The sequence below is a fragment of the Candidatus Thermoplasmatota archaeon genome (genome assembly GCA_034660695.1).
Taxonomy (GTDB): domain Archaea; phylum Thermoplasmatota; class E2; order UBA202; family DSCA01; genus JAYEJS01.
Genome location: JAYEJS010000013.1, coordinates 1 through 14,498, shown reverse-complemented (window position 1 = coordinate 14,498; position 14,498 = coordinate 1). Strand labels below are relative to the sequence as shown.

The 14,498-nt window shown below is 42.8% G+C and carries 21 protein-coding genes; 20 read left to right on the top strand and 1 reads right to left on the bottom strand.

Going from position 1 to position 14,498, the window contains the following annotated elements; all coding sequences use genetic code 11:
• Nucleotides 1-259 precede the first annotated feature (259 nt).
• The 16 genes from U9O96_00595 (at nucleotide 260) to U9O96_00520 (ending at nucleotide 10,449) form a co-directional block, all read left to right on the top strand.
• Nucleotides 260-547: a hypothetical protein gene (locus U9O96_00595; GenBank protein MEA2053608.1), complete on the top strand. Its 288-nt coding sequence runs from the start codon at nucleotides 260-262 to the stop codon at nucleotides 545-547.
• Nucleotides 548-628: 81 nt separating this feature from the next.
• Complete coding sequence (locus U9O96_00590; GenBank protein MEA2053607.1) at nucleotides 629-2,449, top strand: hypothetical protein; 1,821 nt, start codon at nucleotides 629-631, stop codon at nucleotides 2,447-2,449.
• Between the two features lie 79 nt (nucleotides 2,450-2,528).
• The gene (locus U9O96_00585) at nucleotides 2,529-3,029 is read left to right on the top strand and encodes a Na+/H+ antiporter subunit E (GenBank protein ID MEA2053606.1); all 501 of its coding nucleotides are present in this window, start codon (nucleotides 2,529-2,531) and stop codon (nucleotides 3,027-3,029) included.
• The gene (locus U9O96_00580) at nucleotides 3,026-3,289 is read left to right on the top strand and encodes a monovalent cation/H+ antiporter complex subunit F (GenBank protein MEA2053605.1); all 264 of its coding nucleotides are present in this window, start codon (nucleotides 3,026-3,028) and stop codon (nucleotides 3,287-3,289) included. The genes U9O96_00585 and U9O96_00580 overlap by 4 nt, the downstream gene beginning before the upstream one ends.
• On the top strand, nucleotides 3,286-3,657 hold the full coding sequence (gene mnhG, locus U9O96_00575) for a monovalent cation/H(+) antiporter subunit G (GenBank protein ID MEA2053604.1): 372 nt from the start codon (nucleotides 3,286-3,288) through the stop codon (nucleotides 3,655-3,657). Before U9O96_00580 ends, mnhG begins: the two co-directional genes overlap by 4 nt.
• On the top strand, nucleotides 3,647-3,895 hold the full coding sequence (locus U9O96_00570) for a hydrogenase subunit MbhD domain-containing protein (GenBank protein MEA2053603.1): 249 nt from the start codon (nucleotides 3,647-3,649) through the stop codon (nucleotides 3,893-3,895). The genes mnhG and U9O96_00570 overlap by 11 nt, the downstream gene beginning before the upstream one ends.
• Nucleotides 3,892-4,158: a hydrogen gas-evolving membrane-bound hydrogenase subunit E gene (mbhE, locus tag U9O96_00565; protein ID MEA2053602.1), complete on the top strand. Its 267-nt coding sequence runs from the start codon at nucleotides 3,892-3,894 to the stop codon at nucleotides 4,156-4,158. Before U9O96_00570 ends, mbhE begins: the two co-directional genes overlap by 4 nt.
• Entirely contained in the window at nucleotides 4,151-4,621 is a 471-nt protein-coding gene (locus U9O96_00560; protein MEA2053601.1) for an MnhB domain-containing protein, read from the top strand. Before mbhE ends, U9O96_00560 begins: the two co-directional genes overlap by 8 nt.
• Entirely contained in the window at nucleotides 4,622-4,981 is a 360-nt protein-coding gene (locus tag U9O96_00555) for a sodium:proton antiporter (protein ID MEA2053600.1), read from the top strand.
• Entirely contained in the window at nucleotides 4,981-6,540 is a 1,560-nt protein-coding gene (locus tag U9O96_00550) for a proton-conducting transporter membrane subunit (protein ID MEA2053599.1), read from the top strand. Before U9O96_00555 ends, U9O96_00550 begins: the two co-directional genes overlap by 1 nt.
• Nucleotides 6,541-6,882, top strand: a complete 342-nt coding sequence (locus U9O96_00545; GenBank protein MEA2053598.1) for a hydrogenase — start codon at nucleotides 6,541-6,543, stop codon at nucleotides 6,880-6,882. It begins immediately after the preceding gene.
• Nucleotides 6,879-7,316: an NADH-quinone oxidoreductase subunit B family protein gene (locus tag U9O96_00540; GenBank protein ID MEA2053597.1), complete on the top strand. Its 438-nt coding sequence runs from the start codon at nucleotides 6,879-6,881 to the stop codon at nucleotides 7,314-7,316. Before U9O96_00545 ends, U9O96_00540 begins: the two co-directional genes overlap by 4 nt.
• Nucleotides 7,313-7,828 (top strand): NADH-quinone oxidoreductase subunit C, encoded by a 516-nt coding sequence (locus U9O96_00535; protein MEA2053596.1) that lies wholly within the window; start codon nucleotides 7,313-7,315, stop codon nucleotides 7,826-7,828. Before U9O96_00540 ends, U9O96_00535 begins: the two co-directional genes overlap by 4 nt.
• Nucleotides 7,825-9,039, top strand: coding sequence for a nickel-dependent hydrogenase large subunit (locus U9O96_00530; protein ID MEA2053595.1), 1,215 nt, complete (start codon nucleotides 7,825-7,827; stop codon nucleotides 9,037-9,039). The genes U9O96_00535 and U9O96_00530 overlap by 4 nt, the downstream gene beginning before the upstream one ends.
• On the top strand, nucleotides 9,036-10,049 hold the full coding sequence (locus U9O96_00525) for a complex I subunit 1 family protein (GenBank protein ID MEA2053594.1): 1,014 nt from the start codon (nucleotides 9,036-9,038) through the stop codon (nucleotides 10,047-10,049). The genes U9O96_00530 and U9O96_00525 overlap by 4 nt, the downstream gene beginning before the upstream one ends.
• 1 nt (nucleotide 10,050) lies before the next feature.
• Entirely contained in the window at nucleotides 10,051-10,449 is a 399-nt protein-coding gene (locus U9O96_00520) for a 4Fe-4S binding protein (GenBank protein ID MEA2053593.1), read from the top strand.
• Nucleotides 10,450-10,532: 83 nt separating this feature from the next.
• On the opposite strand, the gene U9O96_00515 is transcribed toward U9O96_00520, so the two are convergent.
• Nucleotides 10,533-10,802, bottom strand: coding sequence for a winged helix-turn-helix domain-containing protein (locus tag U9O96_00515; protein MEA2053592.1), 270 nt, complete (start codon nucleotides 10,800-10,802; stop codon nucleotides 10,533-10,535).
• Between the two features lie 182 nt (nucleotides 10,803-10,984).
• Between U9O96_00515 and U9O96_00510 the strand changes: the two genes are divergently transcribed.
• The 4 genes from U9O96_00510 (at nucleotide 10,985) to U9O96_00495 (ending at nucleotide 14,214) form a co-directional block, all read left to right on the top strand.
• Nucleotides 10,985-11,419 (top strand): CARDB domain-containing protein, encoded by a 435-nt coding sequence (locus U9O96_00510; GenBank protein MEA2053591.1) that lies wholly within the window; start codon nucleotides 10,985-10,987, stop codon nucleotides 11,417-11,419.
• Nucleotides 11,420-11,570: 151 nt separating this feature from the next.
• Complete coding sequence (locus U9O96_00505) at nucleotides 11,571-12,818, top strand: VCBS repeat-containing protein (protein MEA2053590.1); 1,248 nt, start codon at nucleotides 11,571-11,573, stop codon at nucleotides 12,816-12,818.
• An 18-nt stretch (nucleotides 12,819-12,836) separates the two neighbouring features.
• Nucleotides 12,837-13,997 (top strand): VCBS repeat-containing protein, encoded by a 1,161-nt coding sequence (locus U9O96_00500; GenBank protein ID MEA2053589.1) that lies wholly within the window; start codon nucleotides 12,837-12,839, stop codon nucleotides 13,995-13,997.
• A gap of 25 nt (nucleotides 13,998-14,022) precedes the next feature.
• Nucleotides 14,023-14,214, top strand: a complete 192-nt coding sequence (locus U9O96_00495) for a 4Fe-4S binding protein (protein MEA2053588.1) — start codon at nucleotides 14,023-14,025, stop codon at nucleotides 14,212-14,214.
• Nucleotides 14,215-14,498: the final 284 nt, after the last annotated feature.

Sequence of the window (14,498 nt, the reverse complement as noted above, 5' to 3'; positions counted from 1 at the left end):
TAACTTTTGGCAACATGCTTTGTTTCCCCACTGCGAGACCAACCATCCCAGTGGTGAACGAAATTTTCGAAAAAACCGTGTAGCTGCTTCATTCCCCTACCTATTTTGAATAATCCCCTCCTGTAATTCATTGCTATCCCGTGGGAGAGATAGCTCTGCATATATCAATATTTCTCGATTTTTTTTAGTGGGATCGAGTAACCCACAAAGTAGTATTAAGCCGGACTATCCCTTCCTCAAAAAAATTGTTTTTAACTGTATGGAAGAGAAAGAGGCAAAAGGGGCTTACGAAAAATTCGAAGATGCACCTCCTGCCGTTTCCTATGAACTGACGATGAATAAAATAGCAGTCGATGAAAACAGGGTTGACTGCCCTCTTCTTTTTATTGCTGTCAAGGACGACAAAATTTCCTCTCCAGGGATAGTTAAGAAAATGGCCGAGAAGTATGATTCAGAGTACAATGTGTACGAAGGCTGCCATTATATTTTCCATGACTGGCAGGGCATAGCTGACGGAATTGAACGTTTTGTTGTAAATGATGCATAAACATAAACACAAATTTATAAAAACAATGTCAGGATATATCTTTGTAAAAGTTTGAAGGGGACATATTGTAAAATGACAGAAATGGATGATAGAACAAAAAAAATGTTGATTTTTGCAGCGCTTGTAATTGCAATCCTGATCATTTCCAGTCTGGTTTATCTCGGTTTTCCAGCCCGCCATCCTGCCGAAGAGGAGCCAAAGGCAGTTATCGACGATCGCATCAGCCCCCTCGAAAATCAGGGCTTGATTCTGGAAGTCAAAAGGATAAGGGACAGGAGCATTCTGGAAAAACTGATGGAACCCGGGACGGCCTGGAAAACTCAGCCCATGTTTTACTTCATCAGCAACATGGACGGCCTGGAATATGTCAGTAAGGACGTTAAATCTGCAACAGGGGAAAGCGAAATCCTGTTTGAAGGATGGGACACCATGTTTCAGGAGAACAAGATTATGAAGGATGTTGACGAGGAGCAGAAAACGTCCAAGGTGACACTTACCATTGTAAAGAGGGTACCAAAAGGACTGCTTGGCCATAAATCAGAGGATATAGAGCGAGAAAAAATACATGTTGCTTATAATTATAGCACAGGCAGATGGACAGGCGATGACCGCTTTAAGGATGCCGATGGGTATGGCCATTATGTTGGCGAGTATTTTGAGGTATGGTTCAATCTGTATCAAACCGATTACGATAATGATGGCATACCATACTGGACTGAAGTTAACATTCTCCATACAGACCCCAGGGTTGATGATTCATATTCCGACCCCGACAACGACGGCATTCCTACCGCACGGGAATGGAAATGGGGATACGATCCACATGTCTGGAATGATCACGTTCATCTCGATCCAGATATCGACGGCATAGAAAACGTCGAGGAGTACAAAATGGCTAAATGGTTTGCCGACCCGTTTTCCCAGGATATTTACATAGAAGCGGACGGCATGGAGAGAGGTGGGCTGTTTGACCGTCAACATGTTTTCTTTAAGGAATCCCAACAGGCTTTAATCGAGCGGTTCTGCCAGCATGGGATAAATGTGTATATCGATGACGGCTGGCCAGGCGGACCCACAAACGGGGGCGGCGAACTCCTTCCCCATTATAATACTGTTTCACAGGATTCGGGTGTGATGCTGCAGTTCTACGATAACCATTTTTCTGATGAAAGGAAGGGTGTATTCAGATACTTTGTGGTGGCTCATTCGAGCGGATTTTGCCATCCTTCAAAATTCAACAAATATGATACATTTTCAGTAGATACAAGTCGCCGCAATATGTTCAGTTTAGCAAGGCATGCCCCTACACCACGATTACAACGTTTATGTCTGGCTGCCTCTGTCATGCACGAGCTTGGGCATTCACTGGGAATAACACCTTGGACAATACAAGGATGCGATAATATGTCATTTGCGGAAAGCAGAGAGGCAAAAAAAAGTTACCAGGATACATGGTGTGATTATTATAGCGTGATGAATTACTACTACATATACGACTACAAACTAGTGGATTATTCTGATGGAAGCAATGGCCAGCCCTATGACCAGAATGATTGGGAGCAGATATACCTGCCAACTTTCCGGACCGAATGTTCTGTCGTTGAAGACCCGCGTTTCGACCCGCCCGGCGCTGATAAAATAGTTGACGAAAAGGTGGGCATAAGTCTTGATGGCTGGGATTATAATGAGAAATTGACTAAACAATATATGGAAGATATGTCAGGTCAGTCGCCCGTAAAATCCATACCCTGTAACTGGTCTGTATATGAAAAGACAGATTCATTGTCCGGTGGCATGAATCTAAGAATATATGCCAAGCTGGCGGTTCCATATTCAGAATGGATCCTGGTTATGGAAGGGTACGTGGACGACGGGGGAAATATGAATTTGTATCAGATATAATGCCATTAACATATGGGCAAAGACATCATTGCCTACAAAAAACCGTAAATTTTTAAAGAGAATGGGGGTTACCCCCCCAATGTTGGCTTTCATCGGTACAACCGTTTTTTGCTTCGTAATATGGCTACTACTAACTTTCAACGGCAATATGTGGGGTGCAGACGAAATCATTGCCGGCATAATGCTTTCTGTGGTGGGCGGTATAATAGGGAGAAAAATATTTATCAAGGATTTCAAGATGGCAAATCCAAAGCGATGGCTTTTTTTTATTGCATACCTTCCCCGCTTCTTTTACGAGATGGCAAAGGCGAACATAGACGTTGCCTACCGTGTCATAACTGGAAGAATAAATCCTGGCATAGTCAAGATATCTCCAGGGCTTAAGAGCGACATTGCATTGACGTTTCTTGCAAACTCCATAACACTAACCCCCGGCACATTATCCGTTGATACCGATGAGGAGAAAAATTTGTATGTTCATTGGATAAATGTTGATGAAAAGGCATTAAAAGAAATGCCCCGCCCGTGCAAACCCGTCTGTTCGTCATTTCCCAAATGGGCAAGGAGGGTGGCAGAATGATATGGAATCCATTTATTGTATCCCTGGTTATCCTGCTCGTTTGTATTCTGATAGCCATGATACGGGTTCTGCTCGGCCCTACAGCTCCAGACAGGGTGGTCGGGCTGGATACGATAAACACCATGGTCGTAGTGTCAATGATAGTATTCGGGGCTGCCTTTGATGAAATCATATACATAGGCGTTGCCATTGTCTATGCCCTTCTCTCATTCATCACAACATTGTTCATAGCAAAATATCTTGAAGGGGGGAAACTATGACATCGGTTGAATGGGCGATATACGTATTCCTCGGCATAGGGCTGTTCTTCAACTTTCTTGCCTCTCTTGGCCTTATGAGATTTCCGGATGTTTACACACGCCTGCATGCAGGCACAAAATGCACGACTTTTGGCTCCATATTTTTATCTCTTGCAGTCATCATCTATGGCCTGTGGAAATATTATGACGGCAACAAACCGATGTTCGGTCTTGCTATTCATACATTGATTGCCTTTATTGCAATAATACTCACCAATCCGACGGGGGCGCATGCAATTGCACGTGCAGCACATAGAAGCGGCGTGAAGCCGGTACAGGCCGTTGTGGATGATTTAGAAGAAAAGGAGGAAAAAAATGATGATGATTGAAATTGTACATATTATTGTGCCCGTATTGCTTGTCGTATCTGCAGTTGTGACTGTAATGCTGAAGGATCTGCTTGCATCAGCAATTGCCCTGGCAGTTATGAGCTTGATTCTTTCACTGGAATTCTACATTCTCCATGCACCTGACGTTGCAATAGCAGAGGCAGGAATAGGGGCATGTATAACAACGGCAATAATAATCATTGCCATAAAAGGGACTGAAAGAATGGAGGAAACATGAGGAAAATAGCCGTACTCGCATTTGTCATCTTTTTTGCGTTTCTGTTTCTGTCGGCATACGAGATGCGCGATTTTGGGGCGCCGCCGTCGGACATGGACGATTATATAATAAGCAATGCCCAGAATGAGACCGGAGCGAATAATGCTGTCACATCCGTCGTATTTGATTACAGGGGTTTTGATACTCTCGGCGAGGCAACCATTCTCTTCACTGCAATAGCAGGCATCATGGTCGTATTTAGAAAGAGGGATAAAAATGAGTGAGGAAGGTCTTTCGCCGATTGTTAAGGTCATATCTGGGCTGATGTTCCCTTTCATAACGATTTTTTCTTTCTACGTGATAATGCACGGTCATCTCACGCCAGGAGGCGGCTTCCAGGGCGGGGCAATAGGGGCATCCGCAGTGGCTATGCTCATTGTGGCATTTGGTGCAAGAAATGTTGAAAAGAAGGCAAGGGAAGAAAATTTTTCGATGTTTGAAAGCATAGGGGGCTTGGTTTTTGTTATCGTGGCACTGCTTGGCTTCATTCTTGCGGCAACATTTATGGCAAATTTTCTGGTTGGGGAAATTATCTTTGGAAAAATTCCTCAGTTTGGATCAAATCCGGGGATATTGAATTCCGGCGGCGTACTGCCCATATTGAACTTTGCCGTTGGAATGAAAGTCATCGGTGGTCTGTCTGCCATCATACTGGTCATGGCTCTTGCTTTGAGGAAGGAGGATTGAATGATATACAATCTGCCTTTTTTTGCTGTAGCTCTTCTTATTGCTGTGGGCATGTATGCCATTATTTTCAGGAGAAACCTGATAAAAATCGCGATAGGGATAATACTTGTGGAGAGCGGTGTCAACCTGTTTCTAATAACCCTTGGTTATAGGGAAGGGGGTGTGGCCCCGATATATACAAATCTTCCCCCAGGGATAGAGATACCTGGAGGGATGGCACTGCCAGTCCCTCAGGCATTAACGCTGACGAGCATTGTAATTGGTGTGGCTGTGACGGCTTTAATTTTATCATTTATAATGCGCATATACCGCCATTACGGCACTCTTGACTCTAGAAAAATAAGGAGGTTGAAGGAATGATGAACTGGCTGCTTATGCACTCATCTGCCCTGCTCATAGCAATTCCGTTGTTTGCCGCATTTTTGGCGCCACTGATTGATAGAGTAAATAAGAAAGCGATGAACGTTTTTGTAATTGCCGTTCTCATCATAACACAAATAATTATGATGATTCTTGCCTGGGACGTCTTTACGGGCATTACCCATGTGTATGTCATGGGTGCTTCAAATCCAGCTGCTGCCATACCTGCCCAGGCGGCCGTGCCGGTTAGAATCGTGTTTGAAGTAGACGGCATGGGTGCATTCATGGGATTGATAAGTACCACCATTTCACTGGCTGCAGCTTTTTACTCCATTGCCTTTGTAAAAAAGGAGACAGGACAGGGGAGATATTATACCCTTCTCTTACTCATGGTAGTGGGTATGATAGGCATGGAGTTCACCGGCGATATATTCAACCTATTTGTATTTCTGGAAATCCTTTCAATTTCATCGGCAGGGCTCATTGCATTCCGTTTCTACCATGGCGATGCGGTGGAGGGTGCATTCAAGTACATCGTGATTTCTTCACTGGGGGCCCTTATGGTTCTATTTTCTATAGGGCTATTATATGGCCAATACAATCTGTTGAATATGGCGGCTTTAGCGAGCGTTATGAAATATACCGTGCTGGATAAGATAGCCCTGGCATTGCTCGTTGCGGCCTTTGCCATGAAATGCGGTGCCGTACCCATGCACATGTGGACGCCCGATGCTTATACGATTGCCCCCGCCCCGATAACGGCGATGCTTGTAGTTGCAAGCCAGGTAAGCCTGTATGCTTTATTCAGGGTTTGCTTCACATTATACGGCATGACGCTTAATTTGACAACAATAGGCATAATAATAATCGCTCTCGGACTGCTTTCCATGTTCGTCGGAGTTACGATGGCACTGCCCCAGAAGGACATAAAACGTTTGATGTCCTACCATGCCATAAGCCAGACGGGGTACATGCTGCTGGGCGTCGGCGTGGGCCTGTATTTGCTTGGGCAATCGGATTTTGATACTTATGGCATGAAAGCAATGGAAGGGGGCATATTCCATATCATAAACCATGCCATGTACAAAGGACTGCTTTTCCTCACGGCCGGAGCAATATTTTACAGGATCGGGACACGCAACCTTAACGAAATGGGTGGTCTGGCCCATTCCATGAAATGTACAACCGTATTTTTTATCATAGGTGCACTGGCGATTGCCGGCATACCGCCATTTAATGGCTTTGCATCAAAACTGCTTATATACGAATCAGCTTATCATGTCAGCCCGATATTGTCTATCATAGCCATGCTCGTTTCCATCATCACGCTTGCATCCTTTGTTAAAGTATTTCACTCCGCATTCATGGGTCCTCCCATGGAGGGCGTCGAGGCAAGAGAAGTGCCCAAGAGCATGTTGCTGGGAATGTCAATTCTGACGGCCGGCATCATACTGTTCGGCTTATTCCCAGATATTGTGGTCAGCAATATAGTCCATCCTGCCGTCCAGGCACTGGCGGATCAGGCAGGTTATATAAATTCTGTAATAGGAGGTGTATAAATGGTTCTGGAAACAACAGGCGGATATTGGTCGCCGATATTATGGCTGGTGGCATTCACTGTCGCTTTTCTTATAGCCTATATAATATGGGGCATGGGAGAAAAAAAATATAAGAAGGGCGAGCAGGTAAAGCCTTTTCTATCGGGCTTGAAAGAGCCGCCGAAAGAGCAAGTGCATGTAAAGGCTGGAAACATTTACTGGGGTTTCACGGAAACATTAAAGGGATATTACGATTTTATGAAAAAAATACATACGGGCATAGTTAATGATTACGTTTTGTGGTTCATCGGGATGGCAGCCATATTTTTCGTAGTGATAATAATCCCGGAGGTGATTAAGTGATATCAAAGTCTTTCAAGCAGGCTCTCTGGGTTTTTCACATAAACAGCGGCAGTTGCAACGGCTGTGATATAGAAATAGTTGCGGCTTTGACACCGCGATATGACGTTGAACGCTTTGGCATAAAGCTTGTGGGTTCGCCACGGCATGCCGATGTTATAGCATTTACGGGGCCGATTACCGATGACATGAAAGACAAAGTTAAAAGGGTTTATGAGCAGACACCCGATCCAAAAGTTATTCTGGTTGTCGGCAGCTGCGGCATTACTGGTGGCGTGTTCCACGAATCATATCACCTCGCCGGGCCGATAAATAAAGTACTGCCAGATGCTACCTGCATTTATGTTCCGGGATGCCCTCCCAGGCCCGAGGCCATTATTCATGGTGTTGTTAAAGCATGGGAATTTCTTGAGGGGGCAGGGAAGGTGAGCAAATGAATGTTGATGAAATGGTTGATGCATTTAAGGAAAAAGGACTTGATGCCAGAGTGCAGACAAAAATGACGGGCGTAAAGAAAAGAATTGAAAGGAAAAGTTTGTGGATAGAGATTGAGAGAGACAGGCTTAAAGAGATAGTTGAATATATTATCGAGATTGCAGATGAATTTCCACACTTTTCTGTTATATCGCCTTCAGATATTGGAGAATCGGTAGAGTTGAACTACCATTTTTCTATAAATTACGGAAAATTCATGGAGGAAATACCCATAACGTTAAAAGTCACAGTCCCAAAAAATGACTTATGGGTTCCTACTTTGACCGATATCATCCCCGGAACTGCATTTTCAGAGAGAGAGATAATAGAAATGATGGGGGTTGATGTGAAGGGGCTGGAAGATAAAAGGCATCTTTTCCTTACAGAGGACTTTCCGGAAGGAGTTTACCCCTGGCGGAGGGATGAGACAGCCCCCAAAAAAACAAATAAACTTTACGAGGGGTGGAAGGAATGAAGTATACTGTACCAATCGGTCCGATTCATCCCGCTCTGAAGGAGCCGATACTGATAAGCTGTTCCATAAGCGGCGAGGAAATAACAGATGTGGATGTCACAGCCAGCCAGAATCACAGGGGTATAGAGTGGATCGGGATGAATAGAAATAATCCTGTTCAAACGATATACATTGCGGAGAGAATATGCGGCATATGCAATTTATCCCATCCCGCCTGTTTGATCATGGCTGTCGAGGAAATAGCTGACATCGAAGTGCCAGAAAGGGCGGAATATATCAGGGTTATACAATCCGAGTTTGAGAGAATACATTCCCATCTGTTATGGGCCGGTGTGGCTGCCCACGAGCTGGGCTTTGATTCCCTGCTTCATTACACATGGATGATAAGGGAAAAAGTAATGGATATACTCGAACTGGTTAACGGCAACAGGGTTACAAAGGCAATAATGATGTACGGCGGCGTGAGACGGGATATAAAGGAAGAACATGTGCCGAAGATAAGGGAGATGATAAAATATTACAGGGATTTATTAGACAAAGTTGCAAAATTATTCCTGGAAGACAAAACCATAAAAATGAGGACAAGGGACATAGGCATACTCACCAAAGAGGATGCTTTGAAGCTTGAAGCGGTGGGGCCAACTGCAAGGGCAAGCGGAGTTAAAAAAGACGTCCGTCAGGATACACCTTATTTCGCATACCCGGATTTTGATGTCAAGGCTATCACACCCGACATGCTGACAGGGGAAACGGTGGGCGATACCTACGACAGGATTGTGGTCAGGCTCCTAGAAGTCAAACAGTCTGTCGAAATAATAGAAAAAGCACTTGATGAAATGCCGTCCGGCGACATTATTTCGGAGGAGAAAATACCCAAATTGCTGGCAAAAATAAAGAAATCCGAAGGGGAGGCGATGGGCAGGCATGAGGCTCCTCGAGGTGAGGACATACATTATGTTAAATTGAAAAAAGGTTATGACAGCCTTTATACCTGGAAGGTAAGGGCACCAACTTACAGCAACATTATGTCATGGAAACCCATGCTCATGCACCACCAGATTGCAGACATACCCATTGTTGCGGCCTCCATAGACCCATGCGTGTCATGTACGAACAGGGCAGTTGTTGTGGAAAATAATGAGAAAAAAATGCTGACAGCGGAAGATTTGCATAACTTATCCATCAAAAAAACGAAGGAGATGATGAAATGATGGGAGAATTATTTTTCAGGGTTGTAATGGGGACAATAGGGATAACGTTCTTCGCCATATTCTTTGGCTTGTCATATAAAGGTATTGACAGAAAGTTTGCTGCCCATATGCAGTCGAGAATAGGCCCTCCATTGAGGCAGCCGTTCCGGGATGTCAATAAGTTACTGTGCAAGGAAAGCATCGTTCCTGAAAATGCAGTATCATGGCTTTTTAATTTGGCTCCTGTAATCTGCCTTGCTTCATCTATAACGCTTCTCCTTTACATTCCCATAGCAGGATACGAGCCGTTGCTCCACGGCCATGGAGACTTGATTTTGATTTTGTATCTTCTAACCCTGCCCGCCCTTTCAATGGTTGCAGGAGGATTTGCATCTGGCTCGCCGTATGCGACTGTGGGAGCACAGCGTGAAATGGTAACCATGATGTCCTATGAATTTCCGCTGGCGGTTGCAATAATAGCTGCCGTATGGAAAATAAGTGATTCCTTTAAAGGGGATGTTTTCACTCTTTCGTTCATATCGACACATCCGCTGTGGAACAGTGTCGGTCTGTTGGGGCTCATCGGATTGATACTGATTCTTCTTTCCCTGGTTATTGTCATGCCGGCAGAACTTTCGAAAATTCCTTTTGATGTGGCGGAAGCGGAGACAGAAATTGCAGGTGGGCTGCTGGTGGAGTATTCTGGCAGAAACCTTGCTTTATTCTATCTTGCAGACGGGGTTAAAACGTTTGCTCTTTCCTCGCTCGTGGTTGCAATTTTCTTTCCGTACGGCTTATCCGAATTTTTTGCTTTGGGTGCAGTTCCTTCATTTGCATTAGACTTCTTATTTTTCCTTCTGAAAGTTTTTTTAGTGATGCTGTTTGCGATTACATTGGTAAGGGTTGGAGTGGCAAGGCTGAGGATAAGCCAGGTTGTATCGACATACTGGGTTGCCGTGACCCTCATGGCTTTGCTTGGCTTGGTGCTTCTGATGTGGGATTCACAGGTTCTGTCTATTAAATGGTGGTAAAATGTTTCCGATGTTAGGTCAATTAATGAAGCAGTTGTTCCAGAAACCGTTTACGAATAAGTTTCCGGTCAAGTATGCACCAAATAATGTAACGGCATTGCTCAAAAAAGTTGAGAGCGGAGAGGTGAAGATAAATTTACCGATAGAAGTTCCGGAGTCGTTCAGGGGGAAGATTACCTACGAAAAAGAGAAATGCATAGGGTGCAGGATGTGCATTCGGGTATGCCCGGCAAAAGCGATAGAATTTAAAGAGGAAGAGAAGAAAATAAGGATATACGTCAGCAGGTGCATATTCTGCAGCCAGTGCAATGATGTTTGTCCCGTCAATTGCCTACATATGAGCAAGGAATTCATGCTCGCTGATACAGACAGGCTGAGCGATAATCTGATTGTGGAATAATATACCTGTCCTAAAATTTCTTCATCTTTCTTATCTCTATCATTTTTTCCCTGAGACCGTCTTTACATAACTCTGCTACACTTCTATAGCCCAATCCAGGGTTTTCCTTTACCAGTGAGTTGATAATAGACCCATATATTATTTCCATCTAATTTATTAACAAATCCGGCATCCACTAGTTGTTTGAGATGTTTATGAACAGTCGACTTGTCTAAATTCATATCGCGTGAGAGTTGAGACACCGTCCTCCTTTTCCTTTCATCGATCCTTTTCAAAATTTTTATTCTGCTTTCAGATGCCAATACTTTCATCGCCTTTTTATCCAATGACAAGGCGTTTTCTTCATCACTCATTATTTGCAAAAGTAATTTTTGCCTTATATACCCTTCTATTTCGTTGGATGTTTCTCCAACACTTTCGACACTTATATCTGTTATTTTCAGATATACTATTGCGGCTGAGCTGCAAAAATAAAACGGCTCCGGCGGAATAATAAAGGAACCCTACCGGAGAGGGTCAAAAACGGAGGAAAAAAATGAAAGGAAAAGGGAAAATATTGACTATGGTGTTGGCTGCATTGATGACTGCAACAATATTTGCCAGCGTGCTAGCTGCGAATAGTGATGGCCAGAGTACAGGCTATAAACCAGATATGGTAGTAAAAGATATATGGGTAACGAAACATCTCAGCAAATGGAGGGTGCATGCAGACGTGAAAAATATCGGTCCAGTATATGCTGGGGCACAGTGGACATACTTTTACAAAGACTACAAGGAATCTGGCGAGGAATGCCTGGGAAACTGGTATCATGCTCTCGGTTTTAGGCCGGGCATAACCAAATATCCCTATACACCCAAATTCAGCATGTCGGGAACCCAAGAGATTAACGTAATAGCGGACTTCTTCGATCAAGTAGACGAAAGCGATGAAACCAACAACATGAGAACAGAGTACATTACCTTCAGTTAGCGTGGGGAGAAAATGATGAATATTACACCCCCTTCTATCTTTTCTTTTTTTCTAAAGAAATCAAAACGCTACTTTTTAGGAGGTGACATTTATACAGTAATGACATCTCCGGAGAAAAAAATATTTATAAGCCTTATGAATGGTGATATTAATGCTAGCTAACAAGTATCAGATTATACAAGCCTGTGTGATAGCCACCACATTTCTTGTTGTTGTCCCCAACATAACAGGAGGAGGTACCCCCAACATGATGGGGGGTGACGTAGAAATCGATTGTCCAGCCCATAAAATAGAGGCGAAAAACATAAAGACTACTCTATTTGATTACCCCCTAATAGATTGTTTTGACAGGGGAGAGGGAGAGATTCTTCATAAAACAACTCTTGCTACTGCAAGCGTGATGGCATTCGATTATGATAATGATGGCGACATGGATTTTACTGCAAACACGTTATTATACATAAACCATGATGGAGGCTATGAAGCAGTAGAAATTTTAGAAGAAGATATTCAATTACGTTATGGAGGTACAACCCATGCTGATTTTAACAACGATGGAAAAGAAGATTTTATTGCGGGAGGAATCGAGGGAGTTATAAGACTTTTTATTAATAACTGTAGTGGGCAGGATGGCGATCCAAAGTTTGAAATGAATGAGGTTGCTAATTTCAGCGGACACAGAGGTTGTGCATATGGTGTAACCGCTGCTGATTTTAACCATGACGGCAATATGGATTTCGCCGTATCATATTCTGTCAACATGGACAAAAATAAGATTGTTATTTTCTACAGTGATGGAAACGCAGGATTTATACAAAAAGATGTTTATATCATGGAAAGCGATAACGATGAAATTGGAACCATCCGTGATCTGGAGTCAGGTGATTTTGATAACGATGGTGATATAGATATAATCTTTACATATGACACCACTAAATGGTGTGGGGATTTGCTTATCAATACTCAAGGTGTAGCGAGTATTTTATTTAATAACGGCAAGAATAATTTCGGTAACGAAACAACGATTGCAATACGTGGTTGTCCCATTCTTATAGGTGGGCGGTACGTTCTCCTCTGGAAGGAATTTCTAACGAGAATTGGCTTCGATAGGATTAATCCACAGCTTACCTCTGCCGATTATGATATGGACGGTGACATTGACTTTCTATGGGGGGATAACAGCGGCAAAGTTGAGATTTTTGAAAATGACGGAACGGGAAATTTCACCAGCTCTGGAAGATTTATACGGGGCATTATACACGACTTTGGGAGAGCGAGCTGGGGTCTTGATTCTGCTGATTTTGATAGCGATGGTGATATCGATTTTATTGTTGTGGCTGCCAACATGAAGGAGTTGCGGGGATACGCCTATCTTAAACGCAACCAGATTAAACAATAATGTGGAAATTTGATTCATATGAAAAAAGAGCATTTGTTGAAAGTTAGTTTGGTTGTAGGAATATTTTGTCTATTGGGGATTTTTTATATCTCACACGTCATGTTGTGTAGCAAGGATTCGACCGATGGAAGCATCTTGACTATTAAGGTTGAACCAATAAACAATATGAATATCTCTTTCTTTGATGGTTATAGAGTTGCCGGATTTGATAATACTCATAGGGCACTTGGTGTAACTTCTGCGGATTTCAACAATGATGGCAATATGGATTTTGCTGTCTCATATGCAGTTAAAGGAAAAGGACAGAGAATCTCCATTTTTTTAAACGATGGTAATCTAAGTTTTACCAAGAAGGATGTTTATGTTTTTAGTTATTCAGAGATAGACGATTTGGATTCCGGTGATTATGATAACGATGGTGATGTTGATCTAATGTTTACGCACAATGAACATGAATGGCACGATGGCATATGCTATAATATGAACGGTACAATTAAATTATTATTCAACGATGGAAACAATTGTTTTACAAAGGAAAAAATTATCGCTCGGCGGGGTACAGGAATTATTGGTGATGATGAAGCAAGAATTAACCCGCAGCTCAGCTCGGCCGACTATGATATGGATGGTGACATTGATCTCTTAGTAGGTGATAACAGCGGTAAAGTCGAGTTTTATTTGAACGATGGGAGAGGAAATTTTACAGCTCAGGGAGTAATACACGACTTTGGAAGAGGAAGCTGGGGTCTTGCCTCTGCAGATTTCGATAACGATGGTGATATTGATTTTATCGTTGATGCTGAAAATGAAGAAACACCAGGTTATGGTCATTACTATTTAAAGCGGAATAATGTATCGTCAGGTTGTTTTGCAAGCGGATATGGAGAGATCGTCGGAAACCTTTCTACTGGAACTGCAAGTCTAGCACCAATTGATTATGATGGTGATGGTGATATGGATTTTGTTACAGGGAATATCGGTTGTTTTTATCTTTTTATTAATGGTAATACCACCTATAAATCCAAATATCTTGGGGAATTACCGCGAAATACTGGAGGCATTGATGTGTTGGTGAGTGGCGTGTTGAGCTCGGCGGATTTTAATAATGATGGAAAAGAAGATTTTATCTCTGGGGGAAGCCAAGGTATTGTCAGACTCTTTATTAGTAATATTACTTGAATAATACCGCCAAGCCGATAGAAGGATGTTGGACGTTAGTATCTATTTGATAAGGGAAGTTTTTCATTCTGTAAAAAGACAAATAAAGATATACGTCAGCAGGTGCATATTCTGCAGCCAGTGCAATGATGTTTGTCCCGTCAATTGCCTACATATGAGCAAGGAATTCATGCTCGCTGATACAGACAGGCTGAGCGATAATCTGATTGTGGAATAATATACCTGTCCTAAAATTTCTTCATCTTTCTTATCTCTATCATTTTTTCCCTGAGACCGTCTTTACATAACTCTGCTACACTTCTATAGCCCAATCCAGGGTTTTCCTTTACCAGTGAGTTGATAATAGACCCATATATTCTTATCGCTTAGTTTGTTACCGAAACTCCGCATTTTTAACCCATAGGTAATGCCTCCGGAAACAACTCAATCATCCTATGGGCTCTTTTTGGAATCTTAGCAAGATATTTTCTGCCGTTTTTCTCAGAGATTAGCATGACCTTT

Bases quoted from the DNA above. Each gene is read 5' to 3' on its own strand.
- U9O96_00520 (MEA2053593.1), top strand. From the start codon at position 10,051: ATGTTTCCGATGTTAGGTCAATTAATGAAGCAGTTGTTCCAGAAACCG.
- U9O96_00560 (MEA2053601.1), top strand. From the start codon at position 4,151: ATGAGTGAGGAAGGTCTTTCGCCGATTGTTAAGGTCATATCTGGGCTG.
- U9O96_00555 (MEA2053600.1), top strand. From the start codon at position 4,622: ATGATATACAATCTGCCTTTTTTTGCTGTAGCTCTTCTTATTGCTGTG.
- U9O96_00505 (MEA2053590.1), top strand. From the start codon at position 11,571: ATGCTAGCTAACAAGTATCAGATTATACAAGCCTGTGTGATAGCCACC.
- U9O96_00580 (MEA2053605.1), top strand. From the start codon at position 3,026: ATGATATGGAATCCATTTATTGTATCCCTGGTTATCCTGCTCGTTTGT.
- U9O96_00530 (MEA2053595.1), top strand. From the start codon at position 7,825: ATGAAGTATACTGTACCAATCGGTCCGATTCATCCCGCTCTGAAGGAG.
- U9O96_00550 (MEA2053599.1), top strand. From the start codon at position 4,981: ATGAACTGGCTGCTTATGCACTCATCTGCCCTGCTCATAGCAATTCCG.
- U9O96_00515 (MEA2053592.1), bottom strand. From the start codon at position 10,802: ATGAGTGATGAAGAAAACGCCTTGTCATTGGATAAAAAGGCGATGAAA.
- U9O96_00585 (MEA2053606.1), top strand. From the start codon at position 2,529: ATGTTGGCTTTCATCGGTACAACCGTTTTTTGCTTCGTAATATGGCTA.
- U9O96_00525 (MEA2053594.1), top strand. From the start codon at position 9,036: ATGATGGGAGAATTATTTTTCAGGGTTGTAATGGGGACAATAGGGATA.
- U9O96_00500 (MEA2053589.1), top strand. From the start codon at position 12,837: ATGAAAAAAGAGCATTTGTTGAAAGTTAGTTTGGTTGTAGGAATATTT.
- U9O96_00535 (MEA2053596.1), top strand. From the start codon at position 7,313: ATGAATGTTGATGAAATGGTTGATGCATTTAAGGAAAAAGGACTTGAT.
- mbhE (MEA2053602.1), top strand. From the start codon at position 3,892: ATGAGGAAAATAGCCGTACTCGCATTTGTCATCTTTTTTGCGTTTCTG.
- U9O96_00590 (MEA2053607.1), top strand. From the start codon at position 629: ATGGATGATAGAACAAAAAAAATGTTGATTTTTGCAGCGCTTGTAATT.
- U9O96_00570 (MEA2053603.1), top strand. From the start codon at position 3,647: ATGATGATTGAAATTGTACATATTATTGTGCCCGTATTGCTTGTCGTA.
- U9O96_00545 (MEA2053598.1), top strand. From the start codon at position 6,541: ATGGTTCTGGAAACAACAGGCGGATATTGGTCGCCGATATTATGGCTG.
- mnhG (MEA2053604.1), top strand. From the start codon at position 3,286: ATGACATCGGTTGAATGGGCGATATACGTATTCCTCGGCATAGGGCTG.
- U9O96_00495 (MEA2053588.1), top strand. From the start codon at position 14,023: ATGTTGGACGTTAGTATCTATTTGATAAGGGAAGTTTTTCATTCTGTA.
- U9O96_00510 (MEA2053591.1), top strand. From the start codon at position 10,985: ATGAAAGGAAAAGGGAAAATATTGACTATGGTGTTGGCTGCATTGATG.
- U9O96_00595 (MEA2053608.1), top strand. From the start codon at position 260: ATGGAAGAGAAAGAGGCAAAAGGGGCTTACGAAAAATTCGAAGATGCA.